Annotated in this window: 12 protein-coding genes and 1 pseudogene; 8 read left to right on the plus strand and 5 right to left on the minus strand. The window is 46.6% G+C overall.

Annotation, left to right across the window (positions count from 1 at the left end; all coding sequences use genetic code 11):
- The 4 genes from ACTIE6_RS27535 to ACTIE6_RS27550 form a co-directional block, all read right to left on the minus strand.
- The coding region (locus ACTIE6_RS27535; protein ID WP_439559692.1) for a DNA polymerase III subunit gamma/tau at positions 1-1,679 on the minus strand (1,679 nt) is incomplete at its 3' end.
- 38 nt (positions 1,680-1,717) lie between these two features.
- On the minus strand, positions 1,718-2,560 hold the full coding sequence (locus ACTIE6_RS27540) for a glycoside hydrolase family 16 protein (protein ID WP_439559693.1): 843 nt from the start codon (positions 2,558-2,560) through the stop codon (positions 1,718-1,720).
- Positions 2,542-2,694: a hypothetical protein gene (locus tag ACTIE6_RS27545; RefSeq protein ID WP_439559694.1), complete on the minus strand. Its 153-nt coding sequence runs from the start codon at positions 2,692-2,694 to the stop codon at positions 2,542-2,544. The genes ACTIE6_RS27540 and ACTIE6_RS27545 overlap by 19 nt, the downstream gene beginning before the upstream one ends.
- Positions 2,691-3,131 (minus strand): DUF6934 family protein, encoded by a 441-nt coding sequence (locus ACTIE6_RS27550; RefSeq protein ID WP_439559695.1) that lies wholly within the window; start codon positions 3,129-3,131, stop codon positions 2,691-2,693. Before ACTIE6_RS27550 ends, ACTIE6_RS27545 begins: the two co-directional genes overlap by 4 nt.
- A gap of 91 nt (positions 3,132-3,222) precedes the next feature.
- Between ACTIE6_RS27550 and ACTIE6_RS27555 the strand changes: the two genes are divergently transcribed.
- From ACTIE6_RS27555 to ACTIE6_RS27585, 7 genes are all read left to right on the plus strand, one after another.
- On the plus strand, positions 3,223-4,245 hold the full coding sequence (locus tag ACTIE6_RS27555; protein ID WP_439559696.1) for a GSCFA domain-containing protein: 1,023 nt from the start codon (positions 3,223-3,225) through the stop codon (positions 4,243-4,245).
- A 59-nt stretch (positions 4,246-4,304) separates the two neighbouring features.
- Entirely contained in the window at positions 4,305-5,411 is a 1,107-nt protein-coding gene (locus tag ACTIE6_RS27560; RefSeq protein ID WP_439559697.1) for an Mrp/NBP35 family ATP-binding protein, read from the plus strand.
- A gap of 69 nt (positions 5,412-5,480) precedes the next feature.
- Positions 5,481-5,738 carry a NifU family protein gene (locus tag ACTIE6_RS27565; RefSeq protein WP_439559698.1) on the plus strand — a complete coding sequence of 86 codons (258 nt, stop codon included), beginning with the start codon at positions 5,481-5,483 and terminating at the stop codon, positions 5,736-5,738.
- A 153-nt stretch (positions 5,739-5,891) separates the two neighbouring features.
- The gene (locus ACTIE6_RS27570; RefSeq protein ID WP_439559699.1) at positions 5,892-7,607 is read left to right on the plus strand and encodes a D-alanine--D-alanine ligase family protein; all 1,716 of its coding nucleotides are present in this window, start codon (positions 5,892-5,894) and stop codon (positions 7,605-7,607) included.
- A 112-nt stretch (positions 7,608-7,719) separates the two neighbouring features.
- Entirely contained in the window at positions 7,720-10,422 is a 2,703-nt protein-coding gene (locus tag ACTIE6_RS27575) for an MGH1-like glycoside hydrolase domain-containing protein (protein ID WP_439559700.1), read from the plus strand.
- A 30-nt stretch (positions 10,423-10,452) separates the two neighbouring features.
- On the plus strand, positions 10,453-12,216 hold the full coding sequence (locus ACTIE6_RS27580; protein WP_439559701.1) for a phospho-sugar mutase: 1,764 nt from the start codon (positions 10,453-10,455) through the stop codon (positions 12,214-12,216).
- 161 nt (positions 12,217-12,377) lie between these two features.
- Positions 12,378-13,574 carry a carboxypeptidase-like regulatory domain-containing protein gene (locus ACTIE6_RS27585; protein ID WP_439559702.1) on the plus strand — a complete coding sequence of 399 codons (1,197 nt, stop codon included), beginning with the start codon at positions 12,378-12,380 and terminating at the stop codon, positions 13,572-13,574.
- On the opposite strand, the gene ACTIE6_RS27590 is transcribed toward ACTIE6_RS27585, so the two are convergent.
- Positions 13,473-15,029, minus strand: a complete 1,557-nt coding sequence (locus ACTIE6_RS27590; RefSeq protein WP_439559703.1) for an FG-GAP-like repeat-containing protein — start codon at positions 15,027-15,029, stop codon at positions 13,473-13,475. The two genes, ACTIE6_RS27585 and ACTIE6_RS27590, sit on opposite strands and share 102 nt — an antisense overlap.
- A 205-nt stretch (positions 15,030-15,234) precedes the next feature.
- Here ACTIE6_RS27590 and ACTIE6_RS27595 point away from each other — a divergent pair.
- A pseudogene (locus tag ACTIE6_RS27595) lies at positions 15,235-16,913 on the plus strand (SusC/RagA family TonB-linked outer membrane protein); the annotation flags it as partial.

Below are 16,913 nucleotides of genomic sequence, written 5' to 3' on the forward strand. Positions count from 1 at the left end.
TCAGCCGGAGTATACGGAAGCCGGTTTACCTCTTGGGGCGCTACCCGCGCATTCACATCTAACTTTGGTGCATTCAGGCGGCTTTTCAGGAAGCTGAGCAGCTCGTAGCGTACATTCTGCAGTGCTTCCAGCTGGTGGGTATTCGCAAGGGCAATTTCAATGGAAGAACCTTCCAGTTTAAACTCACTCCTCAGGGTAAGTTCCTCCGTAGTTGAGTTGCCGCCTTCCCGGCGTTTTTCAGCAAATTCATACCAAAGCCGTTGAAGTGTTTCGAAGCTTAATTCTTCTTTTCTGACCCCGTTTGTAAATACGCTACTATCCTGCTGGCGCGTTTCAGCAACCGCTTTTGCAGCTGGCTGATAGCTGACGGGCGGCGTCATAGCCAGCGGAATTGTGTTTTTTAATTTGGAAGATGTAACAGGAGCTGGTGCAGTCGCAGGTGCAATTACCTGCGCGCTCCCATTGCTCTGTGGAACTGCATTATTCTCGGTGACAGCCGGGCTGCTCCTTACTGGTTCGGGCTCAGGCTCAACTTTTTTTTTTGCCGTTTCATCAACGGCGGCCAGTGAGTTTAATTGAAGAATGTTTGGAATGTTGGCGAGCTTCATTAGACAAAGCTCTGCATGCAACCGCTGGTTCTTGGCCGACTTATAATTAATGTCGCACTGACCAGTAATGCTTAAAGCTGAAAGCAAAAAGCTCATATCCGCAGCCGCAGACTGTTCCAGGTACTTGCGCTCTGCAGAAGTAGAGACTTGCAGCAGGGTTACCGTCGCCGGATCTTTACACACCAGAAGGTTTCGGAAATGTTCCAGAAGTCCCACCACGAATAAGTGGCCGTCAAATCCTTTCCTCAAAATCTCATCGAAAAGAACAAGCGATCTGGCAATACTGCCAGAAATGAGCGCATCCGTGATTTTGAAATAATAATCATAATCCAGAATGTGCAGGTTTTCCAGGACAGCCGAGTAGGTGAGCCGGTTATCTGTGGAGAAAGTCACATTTAAATCAAACATGGAAAGCGCGTCGCGTAAACCGCCGTCAGCCTTTTGTCCGATCAGCTCCAGAGCTTCACTTTCAGTTTCAATCCCTTCCTTTTTAGCAATGTCTGCCAAATGGTAAGCGATGTCTTTGGACTGAATGCGGTTAAAGTCGAAGATCTGGCACCGGGACAGGATGGTAGGCAGGATTTTATGCTTTTCTGTGGTGGCGAGAATGAAAATTGCATAGCTGGGCGGCTCCTCCAATGTTTTCAAAAACGCATTGAAAGCAGCCTGCGAAAGCATGTGCACCTCATCTATGATGTAGATTTTGTACTTGCCGGTTTGAGGCGGGTAACGTACCTGGTCGATCAGGTTGCGGATATCTTCAACGGAGTTGTTGGAGGCTGCATCGAGCTCGTGGATATTAAACGACGCATTGTTTTGAAAGCTCACACAGGATTCGCATTCACCACAAGCTTCTACATCGTCACCAAGGTTTTGACAGTTAATGGTTTTCGCCAGGATGCGTGCGCAGGTTGTTTTACCAACTCCCCTTGGTCCGCAAAAAAGGAACGCCTGGGCTAGGTGGTTGGTGCGGATTGCATTCTTTAAAGTAGTAGTAATGTGTGATTGCCCAACCACCGAATCAAAGGTAACAGGGCGGTATTTTCTGGCGGAAACAACAAAATTATCCATGATGCAAGATACCTCCGTGCGGTGGATTTTCAAAGTTCCTATTTGTCCACCAGCGGGTAAACACGTACGTAATCGACCAGCATTTTTTGAGGGAAAACGTTGTCATCCACGCCTTTTTGTCCGCCCCAGTTACCGCCTGCGGCTATGTTCAAAATAAGGTGGAAAGGCTTGTCAAAAGGCCACTCTGCCCATTGATAGCTTGATTCTTTTGGGAAATTGAAGTAAGGTTTCCCGTCCACAAGGATGGTAATGGAAGCCGGGGTCCATTCGCAGGAGTAAATGTGAAAGTCTTCGGATGCATTCTCTACGATCACATTGTTTCCCTTATTGGTTTTAGCTACATGATTGAAAGCTTTGGTATGGATGTTACCGTGAACACGGTCCTGGTCGAAGCCAACATGCTCCATAATGTCGATCTCTCCATTGTCCGGCCAGCTCTTGTTTCCGTAGTTATTTTCGCTGTAAAGCATCCAGATCGCGGGCCAGGTTCCCCTGCCTTTCGGCAATTTCGCCCTGACTTCTATCTTACCGTATAAGAAATCGCCTTTGCCTTTGGATACCAGTCTGGCCGAACTATACTCCGCTTTTCCCGACTTTTCTTTGATTGCAGTAATTACAAGGTTGCCGTCTTCAATCTTGGCATTTTCAATTTTGTCGGTATAATTCTGCAACTCATTATTTCCCCAGCCGTGATCACCCAGCGCATAAGACCATTTTGCCGGATCAGGTTTGCCAGGCTTGTCAAATTCGTCTTGCCAGGAGGGGGTGGAGGCGAAGGTGTATGCTTCGTTTTGCTGTGCATCGGCAGTTGTCAGCGAACATCCCAAACAGCTTAGCAGCAATGTATAAATTGAAAATATCCTTAATGTTGCTTTTGACATTCTTTTTGGGAGTATGCGCGGAGCCTTGTCAGGTCCACATTTTCCAATGCTTTATTTAGTGCCTGCACTTCTTTGTCTATAATCTCCCGCTCAGTAGGCCGGAAATCAGGTTTTCGTTCTCTGTTAGTTTTCATAGTTTCTTCTCGATAATGTAGTAATCACAAGATTGATTCGTTTGAAAAGGGAGAATTCTTTTGTTGTATAGGCCCAATATAGCGTGATCAACGGATAGTTCACGATAGTATTTTCCGATTATGATTCTGTAAAGCCTGTGCCGTCTTACATCGCTTCCCCTGAAAAATACAGAACAAGTGTTGTTTTGTTCCAAAAAGTGGATCACAATTTGATATACCGTAGCGAGCACAGTGATCATATCTCCATTGCGAGTTTCAGTCTGATCACTCATTTTGCCATCTTCTAATGTGTCGAGCAACGCCAAATTGTAAACTTCATGGTGTTCACTTTCTGTAAAAAGAACGACTTTCCTGACTTTTCTACTGCCATTTGTACTGTCAAAATAATACCTGAACTTATTTGGTGCAAGAGAAAATTGGTAGGCTTCCTGATCCATTCACTTAGTGATGTGTACTGTGGGCAAACCTAAACCTTTCCAGAATAAACAGCATAAAGCGATTCTCCAGCGGTTTAAAAGTTACCTTTGCATGTCGCGACTCAATGTTGTTATGAAAGAAATCAAACTCAGTACAGAAGTAGAAATTGCCGCTTCCGAGTGGAAGATGGATCACCAGTCGAAAGTTTTGACGCTAGGCTCCTGCTTTGCGGATGTGCTGGGGCAGCAGCTAGGTAGTTATAAATACCAGGTGCTGAACAATCCGCTGGGCACTATTTTCAACCCGCTGACGATCTGCCGAACGCTCGACTTTGCATTGGAAGAGCGGGCGCCTGCTCAGGAATTGTTCCTGAAAACGCAGGACGATATCTGGCTTCACCACGATTTCCATTCATCGCAATGGGCGCAGAGTTTAGATGAACTGGAAGCAGGTATCAAGGCGCATTTACAGGATGTGCGCGTTTTTTTAAAAGAAGCTGACCTGCTGGTGATTACCCTTGGCACTTCCTACGCTTACCGCCACAAAGCCAGTAATATGATTATCGGGAATTGCCACAAGGTACCAGCTGATCATTTTATAAAAGAACTCCTGCACCCTGATCAGATCATCAAATCAATGGAGCCGCTCGTCCAGAAGCTGCTGATGTTCCGCCGCAGTCTCCGAATTGTCCTGACAGTTAGCCCCGTGCGCCACACGCGCGATACTTTGCCGCTCAACCAGGTTAGTAAGTCAACACTCAGGCTTGTTTGTCACCGGCTTTGCGAGAAGTACAAGCACATCAGCTACTTTCCATCGTACGAGATTATGGTAGACGAGTTACGCGACTACCGTTTCTATGAGCCCGATCTGATCCACCCAAGCAAAATCGCGGAAGATTATATATTTAATGCATTTGCTAAAACCTATATAACCCCAGAATCGCAGGATCTGATGCGTCAATGGGATAAAATCATGTTGACACTCAACCATCGGCCCCTACATGGATTCTCGAAAACACATTTAAAATTCCTGAAAACGCTTTGGAGTAAGCTGAATGAAGTTTCACGGCAAATAGACGTCACAGAAGAGATGAATGAAGTTGAACGCAGAATTGGAGAATTTCCGGTTTCGTAACAAACTCAAAGACTGTTTTCTGTGTTGGATAGAATTAGTTAAGGTCCTCAACCATCGTAATGGGAGAATTTACAATCAATAAAGAAAAAGTATTACAGGCGCTAAGTACTGTTGAAGAGCCAGACCTGAAAAAAGACCTGGTTACGCTTGGTATGATCCAGGATATCGAAGTTGGTATTAACCAGGTTCGTTTTACAGTTGTTCTGACTACCCCCGCTTGCCCGCTTAAAGAACTGATCAGGAGAAATTGCGAGAATGCAATCCACGAGCATCTGAGTCCTGATGTGGAGGTGATTATTAAGCTAACAGCCAATGTAACATCAACTCGCCAAACCGGTCCTTTGCTCCCGGGCGTGAAAAATGTGATCGCTATTTCGTCTGGCAAAGGTGGAGTAGGGAAGTCGACAGTTACGGCTAACCTTGCCATGGCACTTCACAGGTCTGGTGCAAAGGTTGGTATCATTGATGCCGATATTTTCGGTCCGTCAATTCCGGTCATGTTCGGAGCTGAGAATATGCAGCCGACCATTACCCCGAAAGAAGGTAAGAATTACATTAACCCGATCCGCCAGTATGGGATTAAAATGATTTCCATCGGATTTCTGACTCCGCCGGATAGCGCAGTGGTTTGGCGCGGACCCATGGCGAGCCAGGCTTTGAAACAGTTTTTTGCAGATACAGACTGGGGCGATCTCGATTATCTGCTGATCGACCTGCCGCCAGGTACGAGTGATATCCACCTAACATTGGTTCAAACTGTGCCTGTTACAGGCGCAGTAGTAGTTACTACCCCGCAGAAAGTAGCACTTGCGGACGCGATGAAAGGTCTGGCGATGTTCAAACAGCCTCAGATCAATGTTCCGATTTTAGGTATTGTAGAGAATATGGCGTGGTTCACGCCGGAAGAGTTACCCGACTCGCAATACTTCATTTTTGGAGAAGGCGGCGGACAAATGCTTGCAGATAAATTTGACGTTCCTTTACTGGGTCAGATACCGCTTGTGCAGGGAATAAGAGAGGCTGGCGATGAAGGAAGGCCGGCGGTAATGAACACAAATCCGATTGTTAACGATGCATTCAGGGACACTGCAGAGGCACTTGCGCAGCAGGTTGCGATCCGGAATGCGAATAAAGATAAGACCGTTCCTGTCGAGATTCAGGTTTGATTTCAGGCCTGATGAGCATTTGATTTTTTGAATATTATCTTGCATCTTAGCAAATACATAATAGAACCAATGGAGTCCAAAGAAAAAACATTAGAACTTATTGAGCAGGCACTGGAATCAGTGCGGCCCTATTTGCATGCTGACGGTGGTGATGTGAAGCTTGTTGAACTGACTGATGATAACATTGTGAAGCTTGAATTGCAGGGATCTTGCCAGAGCTGCCCAATGAGCGCGATGACATTCCGTGCGGGTCTTGAAGAGTCAATTCGCAAAGCGGTACCTTACATTAATAAAGTTGTTTCCGTAAACGTTCCGGCGCTGGCTTAATCGCCGGATCTATATAAAACCTTTGAAAAAGGCAGTTCTCAGAAATGGGAACTGCCTTTTTGTATTATAAAATCGTCAGATCTTTTGTACCGATTGATTACTCCCGAATAGTAGCTTATCTTGCGCCTGTTGAATAAAAACCGGGATTATACTATGCGTATCGGAATATTTTTTGGAGGCCCTTCACGAGAAAGAGAGATATCGTTTGCCGGCGGGAAAACCGCTTTTGAATACCTTGATAAATCACTTTTTGAACCAATACCTGTATTTGTTGACAGCTTTGGCAGATTTATACTGCTTGAAAAGCAATTGATGTATTCGAGCGAGATACGCGAGTTTTATCCCCCCAAATCCCAACAGAAAGCAGAGTTCAAAACTTACATTGAATCCTTCCCCGAACTGGCGCAGGAAGCTTTGCCAGCTGAAATCGGGACAATCATAACACCCGAAGAATTTAAAAATTATTTCGATTTCGCATTCCTGGCTATGCACGGTCCTGATTGTGAAGATGGGGCGATCCAGGGTTTGCTGGAATGGTACAAAATTCCTTACAGCGGGCCGGGTTTAATGGGCTCGGCAGTGGGTATTGACAAGATTTTACAAAATGAAATGATCGCGCTGGTCAATGGACAGCAGAAGAAAAGCTGGACGCTGACTTACAAAAGATGGATCCCGGAAGAATATCCATTGCTGTTCCAGGTACTTAAAAAGCACCTAGGTCTGCCGCTCGTGATCAAGGCGCCGCACCAGGGATCTTCGATCGGAGTGGCGATTGTAAAAGACGATTCGCTTGAAGAATTCGTATCCGCAGTGAACCAGTGTTTTTTCAGGATTGAGCTGGAAGCAAATACCTGGAATTCGTTCGGAAGTGCCGAAAAACAAGCCTGGGGCCAGAAGATCGCCAATCTCGACGAAGGTATTGGTTTCCCTGTCGTATTCGGAGAAGCGACCATTTACCACCCGGCGGAACTGATAAGTGAACTCGATGCCTACTTTGCAGCAGGTAAGTCGCTGGCAGTATTGAGCAGCTCGAATGCAGAAGACCAGGTTTTGGTGGAAGAATATATCAATGGACAGGAGTTTTCGTGCGGCTGCATTCAGTTTGACGACGGAAAGCCACTCGCATTGCCGCCAAGTGAGGTGATCAAAATGGTCCAGGTTTTTGATTTTAATGCAAAATACAAGCCCGGCGCCAGCCGCAAGCGCATTCCGGTTGATTGTTCACTTGAAAAAAATCAGGAAATACAGCACGTGATCGCGCAGGTTTTTGAACAGTTGGGAATCAACGTGTGTGTTCGCATTGACGGTTTTCTGACGGAAGACGGACGCATTGTACTGCACGATCCGAACACCATCCCCGGCATGTCGCCGACTTCTTTCATATTCAAACAAATGGCGGAAATCGGGTTGAATGTGACGCAGGCACTTACTTACCTGGTTCGCCAGTCTATCCGCGAGCGGATCAGGACAGGGAAAAATACCTGGGCACTTCGTGCTTTGCTTGCAGAGCTGGACAAGAAGATCAATGCAAATAATACTGCTACCAAGCCTGTTGAATACATCGTTTTCGGCGCTACTGACGAGGAGTATATCAATGCGCGTCTGCGCTACGGCGCGGTAAATGCCCAAGGCGATACCCTGGCAGTACCCGTTTTAAAAGCAAGTGACGGGCAGGTTTACAAACTGACCAACCCGCTCATGTTCAAGGAATACGTGGCTGATGTAGAAGCTTTGCTAAAAGTGGAGCGGCACCCGCTGCTTACGGAAACCTCTGTTCGCGCTGAGCAGCTGACGCAATTTTATGCAGGCAAAGTTTCATTCGAGGTATCGTCCTATCCCGACTTGGCAGCGATGCAATTAAATGCCTGATCCGATGTCGGGTTTTCAATTTTCTACCGGTTTTTGCTGGTTTTGGTGACCGGTTTTTTAAATTGGGTAGATTTTACAACGGAATTCATTCCTTTCGATAACATAAATATTAATGGCAAACGGCGCTGAAAAGGTAAGATTAAGCCTTCAAAAGGATAATAAGGGATGGAAGAAATGGGGGCCTTATTTGTCCGAACGCCAGTGGGGAACTGTACGGGAAGATTATAGCGGAAACGGCGATGCCTGGAATTACATTACCCACGAAATGGCTTTGTCAAAAGCTTACCGCTGGGGTGAAGACGGGATCGGCGGTTTTTCAGACAACAAACAGCATATCTGCCTCTCTTTCGGGTTTTGGAACCATAAGGACAAGATCTTAAAAGAGCGGATATTCGGACTGACCAACAGGGAGTCAAATCACGGTGAAGATGTAAAGGAAATGTACTATTACCTCGATAGTACCCCCACGCATTCTTACACCAAAATGCTTTACAAATACCCGCAAAATCCTTTTCCCTATGAAAAGTTGCGCCAGGAAAACGGCCGCAGGGGAAAAGAGGATCCTGAGTATGAAATCATGGATACCGGCGTGTTTGAAAAAGATGAATATTTCGACATTTTCATCGAGCACGCGAAGGCTGACGAAGAGGATATTATGATGAAGGTCACGGTGTTCAACCGCGGCCCTGTCGATGCGCCCATTACCGTTCTTCCCACTATCATGTTCCGGAATACCTGGTCTTGGGGGTACGAAGCCTTCAACTACAAGCCGATCATGAACGGTATTTCAAACCGTTTGGTAGAGGTAACCCACCGGAAACACGGTAAATACAACCTTTACCTGGATAATGCTGACGAGCTGCTGTTTTGTGAAAATGAAACCAACTTCAAAAAGCTTTACGGAACGGCGAATAACACATCTTATCCCAAGGACGGGATCAACGATTTTATTGTATCGGGCGGAAAAACAAGCACGGTTAATCCAAATAATATAGGCACAAAAGCGTCGGCGCGCTTCACGAGAACTGTGAAAGCCGGTTCCAGTGAAACATTCCGGCTGCGGTTTGTAAATCACACCATTTCAGAGCCTTTTGGGGGTTTTGAAGATCTTTTTGCCAAGAGAATTCGCGAGGCTGACGAGTTTTATGATGACTTGCAGCGCGATGTTTCCGATGCTGATTTAAGATCAATCCAGCGGCAGGCTTATGCGGGAATGCTTTGGAGCAAGCAGTTTTATTATTACAATGTATACGAGTGGCTGAAAGGCGACCCAGCCCAGCCGGGACCCAATCAGGGACGAAAGTGGGGGCGTAACTCGGGCTGGAAGCATTTATATGCGGCCAATATCATTTCGATGCCTGATAAATGGGAGTACCCCTGGTTTGCAGCCTGGGATCTTGCATTCCATTGTGTGCCGCTTGCCAGGGTAGATGCGGATTTTGCCAAAAGACAGCTTGAAATCCTGCTGCGTGAATATTACATGCACCCCAATGGGCAGATACCCGCTTATGAATGGAATTTCTCGGACGTTAACCCGCCTGTTCACGGCTGGGCTACGTGGAAAGTGTACGAGATTGACCGTGAGCAAAACAATGGAGTAGGGGATATCCAGTTTTTGGAGAAAATATTTCATAAGCTGCTCCTCAACTTTACCTGGTGGGTTAATCAGAAAGACGATACAGGAAATAACATTTTCAGCGGCGGCTTTTTGGGACTGGATAACATCGGTGTTTTCGACCGCTCGACGCCAATGCCTTTTGGCGGAAAGTTACAGCAGGCGGACGCGACGGGCTGGATGGCGATGTACACGTTGAACATGCTCCGGATTTCCGTCGAAGTGGCGCTTGTTCATCCTGTTTACCAGGATATGGCGTCTAAGTTCTTTGAGCACTTCCTGCATATTGCGGGAGCAATGGAGTCGATTGGTGGTAAAAACTCTTCGATCAGCTTGTGGGATGAGGAAGACCAGTTTTACTATGACGTGATCCACATTCCAAACGGGCAAAGTATCCTTTTGAAAGTAAGATCAATTGTGGGATTAATACCGCTTTTTGCTGTGGAAATCCTTGATCCTCAAAACCTGGATAAATTGCCTGTTTTCAAAAGAAGGGTTGAGTGGGTACTGGCCAACCGGCCTGACCTCGCCAGGCTAATCTCACGTTGGTTTGAATCAGGTAAGGGAGAAAACAGGCTGCTGTCGATCCTGCGTGGACACCGGATGAAAATGATCATGAAAAGAATGCTCGACGAGAGTGAATTCCTTTCTGATTATGGTGTGCGCGCATTGTCCAAATACCACGAACAGAATCCCTATAAGTTTTATATCAATGGTGAGGTTTTACAGGTAGACTATACACCCGCCGAGGCGCTTACCGACATTATGGGAGGTAATTCCAACTGGCGCGGACCGATCTGGTTTCCATTGAACTACCTGATTTTTGACTCGCTGATGAAATTCCATGCTTATTATGGCGAGGATTTCATGGTGGAATATCCGACCAATTCGGGTAACCTGGCTACCATTAAAGAAGCAGCTGTGGCAATTGCCTGCCGCCTGATCGATATTTTCAAAAAAGATACCGAAGGAAACCGGGCAGTGTACGGGCACGATCAGAAGATGCAGAAGGACGATAATTTCAATGATCACGTCCTGTTTTATGAATATTTCCACGGGGACAATGGTCGCGGCTGCGGTGCCAGTCACCAAACGGGCTGGACGGGGCTTGTAGCAGAATTGATCCACAAAACCGCCAAGGAAACAGTTAAAGAAAACGAAACCGAAGAAGCCGGCATCGATAAAAAATCTCTGGTATAAGTTTAAAATTTAATCATACTTCAACTACTTATGACTGCAAATCTAGAACCGAGTGTAATGGCCAAAGTAAACAGCTGGCTAAACGGTGATTACGATATTGATACGAAACAATCCATTCAGCAACTGATAGATGAAGGAAACGATACCGAGCTGACGGACGCATTTTATAAAGACCTCGAATTCGGAACCGGCGGACTTCGCGGGCTGATCGGGATCGGATCAAACAGAATGAACCGCTATACGGTCGGTACTGCCACGCAGGGACTGGCCAACTACCTGAACAAGGCTTTCCCGGGCGAAGAGATCAAGGTGGCGATTGCGCATGACAGCCGCATTAAGTCTGACGAATTTGCGCGCATTATCGCGGATATCTTCTCAGCAAACGGAATCAATGTATATCTGTTTGAAGCATTGCGCCCTACGCCCGAGCTTTCTTTTGCGATCCGCGAGCTGGGTTGTAAAAGCGGCGTTGTAGTAACAGCTTCTCACAACCCGAAGGAATACAACGGATACAAAGCTTATTGGGACGATGGTTCGCAAGTAGTTGCGCCACATGATACGAATATCATCGGAGAGGTGAATGCAATCCAGTCGATTGACGAAGTGAAGTTTGACGGTGACTCTTCCAAAATCACAAAAATTGGTACTGAAATTGACGAAAAGTATATCGACCATATCCTTTCCTTGTCCATTTCAAAAGACGCACTGGCCCGTCAGAAAGACCTGAAAATTGTATACACTCCGTTGCACGGGACGGGTGTTACATTGGTTCCTAATTTGCTGGCAAAAATGGGCTTTGAGGCGGTGACAATGATTGAAGAACAAGCTGAGCCGAAAGGTAACGGACAGTTTCCTACTGTCGTTTACCCGAACCCGGAAGAAACGGAGGCGATGTCCAAGGCAGTTGATAAAGCAAAAGAGATCGACGCTGATCTGGTATTGGGAACTGATCCTGATGCAGACAGGGTTGGTATCGCGGTGAAAAACCACCACGGTGAAATCCAGCTTCTGAATGGAAACCAGACAGCGAGCGTACTGATCTATTATCTTTTGAATGCATGGAAAGATGCGGGTAAGCTGACAGGTACGCAGTTCGTCTGCAAAACTATCGTTACTACCGACCTGATCGACAAAATGGCGGCGGCTTACAATGTTAAATGCTACAATACTTTAACTGGGTTTAAATACATTGCCCAGGTTATCCGCGAGAAAGAAGGTGTAGAGCAATTTATCGGTGGTGGCGAAGAAAGTTACGGTTATCTGATCGGCGACGCGGTTCGTGACAAAGATGCTATCGCTTCTTGCGCGATGATCGCCGAGCTGACTGCTTATGCAAAAGACAAAGGTTTGAGCCTTTTTGATATGTTAATGGAAATCTATAAGCAATTCGGTTTCTATTACGAAGGGCTGATCTCATTGACCAAAAAGGGAAAAACCGGGGCTGACGAAATTCAGCAGATGATGGCGGATTTCAGGGCAAATCCTCCGAAAACAATCGCGGGCTCGCCGGTGATCAGAATGGACGATTACAAAGCGCTTTCTACAACAGACTTTGCAAGCGGCACTACCAGCTCTATTCCTTCCGGGGAAATGGGAATTGAGCCTTCGAACGTATTGCAGTTCTTTACCGAGGACGGTACCAAATTCACTTGTCGCCCCTCAGGTACGGAGCCAAAGATCAAATTCTACGTGGGCGTACGCGCTGCTTTGGAAAGAAATGAGGATTTCGACAGCGTTTATGCTTCCTTGAAAGAGAAGGTGAGGGCGATTGGCGAAGAGCTGAATCTGAAATAGCAGTTATCATTAGGTAAATCAATGCGAAGGCGGCTCAATCGGGCCGCCTTCTTCCATAATCATTGCTTTTAAACACTTCACTTTATCTTTGGCGAAAAGCAGGTTTATTCATGCGGCTCACTCCCCGGTTCAGGTATTTAATTTTTTATAAACATGCTGGAATGCTGCTCTTGCTGCTTCTTTTGGCAGGTCACATTTCTATTGCACAGCAATCAGTTACTTTGGTCGGCAAGGTAACCGATGAGAAAACGGGAAAGCCGCTTCCGTTTGCCAATGTATTTATCAACAACTCGTCTATTGGGACCAATGCGGATGAGAATGGAAACTATAAATTGCCTGATCTGCAAATAGGTAACCTGGAACTGGCAGTATCCTTTCTCGGCTACGAAACGATCAAGCAAACCTTGCGATTCGAGCAGCCTGGTACCAAAACAGTGCTGTTTAAGTTGAAGGAAGGAATGGAGCTGCAAGGTGTTACCGTTTACGCCCGGAAAGATAAGAAGCGTGAAAAACATCTGAAAGTTATTACAAGAGAGCTACTGGGTAATAATCAGTTCAGCAAGCTTTGCAAGATTGTCAACCCCGAAGTACTCCGCATTTCACTGGACGATAATGGTCACCTCAGCGCACAAACGACCAATGCGCTGGTCATTGAGAATCAGGCGCTGGGTTACCGCATTCACCAGGACCTGGATGATTTTGATTACTTCGCCGGCAAAGTTTACTATGGCGGCAGCACGCGCTTCGAACTGCTGGTGCCGAAAGACGAGGCTCAGAAAAAACGTTGGCGCGAAAACCAGAAGGTAGCTTACCGTGGCTCGCTCAAACATCTGATCGCAAGTATGGCGTCAGATAGTCTGCGCGAGGAGGGATTTCAGGTGTACCAGGTAATCCCGGATTCACTGCGTCGCTTCAATACGGTGCGAAGTGCACCGGGATATAATACGATTAAAAATCACTTGAATAACCGCATTGAGCAGGTGAGGGGAATGCGGCTCGTGCGGCCGGGAGAGCTTTCGACCGAGCGACTGATCGTTTCAAAAACGACGCTGGAAGTCTTTAATATGCAAAAACGTGGTCGCTCTCCCTATTCTGATATGCCGTTTTCCTACACCCAGATTTCAATGCCGCAAGGTTATATGGTGGTGACGCCGCAAGGCTGGGTAGTAATGCCAATGGGATTTGAGATTGCGGGTGATCTCGGCAATGATCGCTTTGCCAATCTGCTACCAGCTGACTGGAAGCGGGAAGATTGGCTACCGCGGGCCGTTTACGATACTTTTGTTTTCAAGAATAATAAATGGAAGTCTGGTGTTCCAGTCGGTTTGTACGCGATCCTGGTTCAGGAATCCGCGTGAAAAGTTACCTAGTGCGATATCAATATCGCCGTCACTGTCCCAGTCTCCTGCGTCCATACAAATCCATCTACCCAGCTGATCAATCGGAAGGCGCTTTGGCGTGAATGCACCGCCTTTTTTGTCCTGACTAAAAATCAGAAATTTCTCATAAGGTTTGTTAAGATCTGCAAAGAATGCAATGGTCGCGATTTCCAGCTTTCCATCTCTGTTAAAATCAGCTGCAACTGCTTTTGTACACCCATTAATAGGGTAAAAGAAGGTTTGTTTGAATGTAAAGTTTCCCGTATTCGTGAAAATGTACAGACCGTGATAAGGTTTGAGAATGCGGGAATAATCGCTGTTGTCGCCAGCTGTGTAAATAATGTCTTCCAGTCCATCCTGATTTACATCAGCCAGCTGAAAGCTGCTTGATCCGTACGCCGGTGGAGAGCGCAGGATGTTCTTTTCTGTAAACCCGCCTTTCCGGTCATTTGTAAAAAGCCAGATCCCCTCATCGCCGTGCGCGAAGAGCGCGACTATGTCAGGCCAGCCATCTTTGTTGATATCACGTATATAGGTGCACGTTGCTCCTGGAATTTCCCGGATTGTCTGTTTTGTGAAATTTCCGTCGCTTAATTGTTTAAGCAGATACAATCCTCCCTGGTTATGCCCGAATGCGCAGATCGTATAATCGATAAGTCCGTCCAGATTGCTGTCAACCGGTCGGGTTTCAATGGGGCGGGTCAGTCCTTTTGACAGAAAATTTGGCTTTGGACCGGCTCGTTTGTCGAGTAGAATTACCTGTCCTTTTGTCTCATCCGATGCGCTCATCCCGCCCATGCAAGTGAGCAGATTTGCGGCCCCGTCTTTGCTGGAAAGATGCAGGTCGACTGGTGGGGACGGGAGTTTGCCGAGCAGACTTTTACTAAGTTTTCCGTCGTAAGAAAATAGCTCCGGCTCCATGGCCGTGCCTGAAAAAATGGATTTTGTTACAGTATCGATCCTGATCAGCATCGTGCTCGCCAAAGCGGAATCTTCGGCGGGCTTTCTAACAGAAAAAAGTTCATCTGTGATCATTTCAGGCTGTTTTTGAGCGATTTGCGCGAGCGTATCAGGCGCAAGTGTTTCGTAAAAAGCCAGGATTTTCTGCCAGTCGGGAGAGGAGAGCGCCGACGATTTGCTATGCAGGTACATGTTTCCTTCTAATACTTCGATGCCAAGTTTTTCTGCCATTGCGGGAAGTACTGCATTGCGCCAGGTGGCTTTGTCCAGCAGCCCGGGATCAGGAAGCTGGTGGCAGTTTGCACAGTAAACATTCGCCAGCTCGCCTCCTTCTTCGACGCGCTTTTTTTCACCCGAAGACTGGCACGCGGCAAAGAATATTGTCAACGCAGACAGTCCTAATCCAACTACCCTGATTCTTGAAAATGGTAACTCTGAAATTTTGATCCTTTGAAGTGTAACTATCAGAAACATAGCTAAAATCGTATAACGGTTACTCACAACGCCAACCCCTTAAATAGCTCGTAAAGGCACTTTTTAAGATTGTGTATGACATTATTTTATCTTTTTATAATACTAAAATATATTCGAATGAAAATATTAGCTGTAAACAGACAATTAATTGTCCGAATAATAATAGATTTGATAGCTTAATAAATTATTAACCTAATAGAAAACTATGAAAAGAATTTACAAGAACTCCCGCTGGAGTGTCTTATTCTCCTTCATGCTCAGTTTTGCGGCACTCGTCGCAGTCGCACAGGATCGAAAAATTACAGGAAGGTTACTGATGTGGCAGGAACGGGAATTCCGGGCGCGACAGTAGTAGTCAAAGGAACTCAAAGCGGCACGAACACCAATGCAGATGGTGAGTTCTCACTGAATGTAGGTGCTCCTGACGCTACGCTCATTATCAGTTTTGTGGGTTACAAGACCCAGGAAGTGGTGGTAGGAAACCAATCTTCATTGTCTATCAGAATGGACGATGATGTCTCTGCACTTGAAGAGGTGATTGTTACAGGTTACACCGTCGACAGTCGCCGTGAAACAACAGGCGCGGTATCGACGGTAAAGTCCAAAGACCTGACTGCAACACCGTCTGGTAACGTGGAGCAGCAGCTGCAGGGACGTGTTGCCGGGGTTACGGTTATTACAAATGGCCAGCCGGGAACAACCAGCCAGATCCGCGTACGTGGTTTTGGTGCATTTGGTGGTAACGAACCATTGTATGTAGTGGACGGGGTACCTACCAATTCAACTGACTTCCTTAACCCAGACGACATTGAATCAACTACGGTGTTGAAGGATGCAGCGGCGGCTTCCATTTACGGAGCACGTGCAGCGAACGGTGTAATCGTTTACACAACCAAAAAAGGTACCAAGAAAGCCAAGAAGCTCTCTATCACTTACGATGGTCTGTTTGGTTTTACAACACCAGGAAAAGGCCAGCCGATGCTGAACCCGCAGGAACAGGCTGACTGGACCTGGCAGGCGATCAGAAACGATGCATTTCAGGGTGACTCACTTCCAAAATTCAACAGCGTGGCACAAGGCCAGTATGGAACAGGCGAGACACCGGTTTTACCAGACTATATTAACGTAGGTGGAGCTACCGGCGTGAGAGGTACATTGGACCTGGAAGCAGAGCGTAAGAAATACAACATTAACCCTGCCGCCGGTACAATTTATCAGGTGGTGCGTGCTAACAAGCAAGGTACTGACTGGTATGATGCGATTACAAGAAATGCACCATTGCAGCGCCACACCCTGGGATTCTCAGGCGGCGGCGAAAATAGCCGCGTTTATGCAGGTTTCAGTGCGCAGGACCAAAAAGGTATTTTGCTGAACAACAGCTTCAAGCGCTACGCATTCCGTATTAATACTGAATTTGATGTGTTGAAAAATGTTCGGATTGGGCAGAATGCTCAGTTTACCTATTTGCAGGTTTTAGGTCTTGGCGGAGGAAACGGTGGTCAGGGTGTTGCAGCTGATGAAAATGACATTCTTTCAGCTTTCCGTATGCCTTCCATTATCCCTATTTATGATGAATTTGGCGGATATGCTGGTACAGCGGCGAAAGGATTTAACAACCCTAGAAACCCGGTTGCGGCGCGTGATGGATTAAAAGACAACAATGCATTTGCAGGAAATGGCTTCGGCAACTTCTACGCAGAGGTTGACATCATCCAGGGATTGACATTCAGATCCAGCATTGGTGCTCAGTACAGCAATTATGCCAACCGCGGATTCAACAGGTTGCAGTACGAGAACTCAGAAAACAACTCTGCGTTTGGTTATAATGAAGGATCAGGCCACCGTTTTGCGTGGACATTTACCAATACCCTGAACTTCAAAAAG

The organism is Dyadobacter sp. (genome assembly GCF_051859145.1).
Taxonomy (GTDB): domain Bacteria; phylum Bacteroidota; class Bacteroidia; order Cytophagales; family Spirosomataceae; genus Dyadobacter.

Excerpts from the sequence above, each read along its gene's own strand:
- ACTIE6_RS27540 (WP_439559693.1), bottom strand. The coding sequence starts at position 2,560 with ATGTCAAAAGCAACATTAAGGATATTTTCAATTTATACATTGCTGCTA.
- ACTIE6_RS27545 (WP_439559694.1), bottom strand. The coding sequence starts at position 2,694 with ATGAAAACTAACAGAGAACGAAAACCTGATTTCCGGCCTACTGAGCGG.
- ACTIE6_RS27550 (WP_439559695.1), bottom strand. The coding sequence starts at position 3,131 with ATGGATCAGGAAGCCTACCAATTTTCTCTTGCACCAAATAAGTTCAGG.
- ACTIE6_RS27555 (WP_439559696.1), top strand. The coding sequence starts at position 3,223 with ATGTCGCGACTCAATGTTGTTATGAAAGAAATCAAACTCAGTACAGAA.
- ACTIE6_RS27560 (WP_439559697.1), top strand. The coding sequence starts at position 4,305 with ATGGGAGAATTTACAATCAATAAAGAAAAAGTATTACAGGCGCTAAGT.
- ACTIE6_RS27565 (WP_439559698.1), top strand. The coding sequence starts at position 5,481 with ATGGAGTCCAAAGAAAAAACATTAGAACTTATTGAGCAGGCACTGGAA.
- ACTIE6_RS27570 (WP_439559699.1), top strand. The coding sequence starts at position 5,892 with ATGCGTATCGGAATATTTTTTGGAGGCCCTTCACGAGAAAGAGAGATA.
- ACTIE6_RS27575 (WP_439559700.1), top strand. The coding sequence starts at position 7,720 with ATGGCAAACGGCGCTGAAAAGGTAAGATTAAGCCTTCAAAAGGATAAT.
- ACTIE6_RS27580 (WP_439559701.1), top strand. The coding sequence starts at position 10,453 with ATGACTGCAAATCTAGAACCGAGTGTAATGGCCAAAGTAAACAGCTGG.
- ACTIE6_RS27585 (WP_439559702.1), top strand. The coding sequence starts at position 12,378 with ATGCTGCTCTTGCTGCTTCTTTTGGCAGGTCACATTTCTATTGCACAG.
- ACTIE6_RS27590 (WP_439559703.1), bottom strand. The coding sequence starts at position 15,029 with ATGTTTCTGATAGTTACACTTCAAAGGATCAAAATTTCAGAGTTACCA.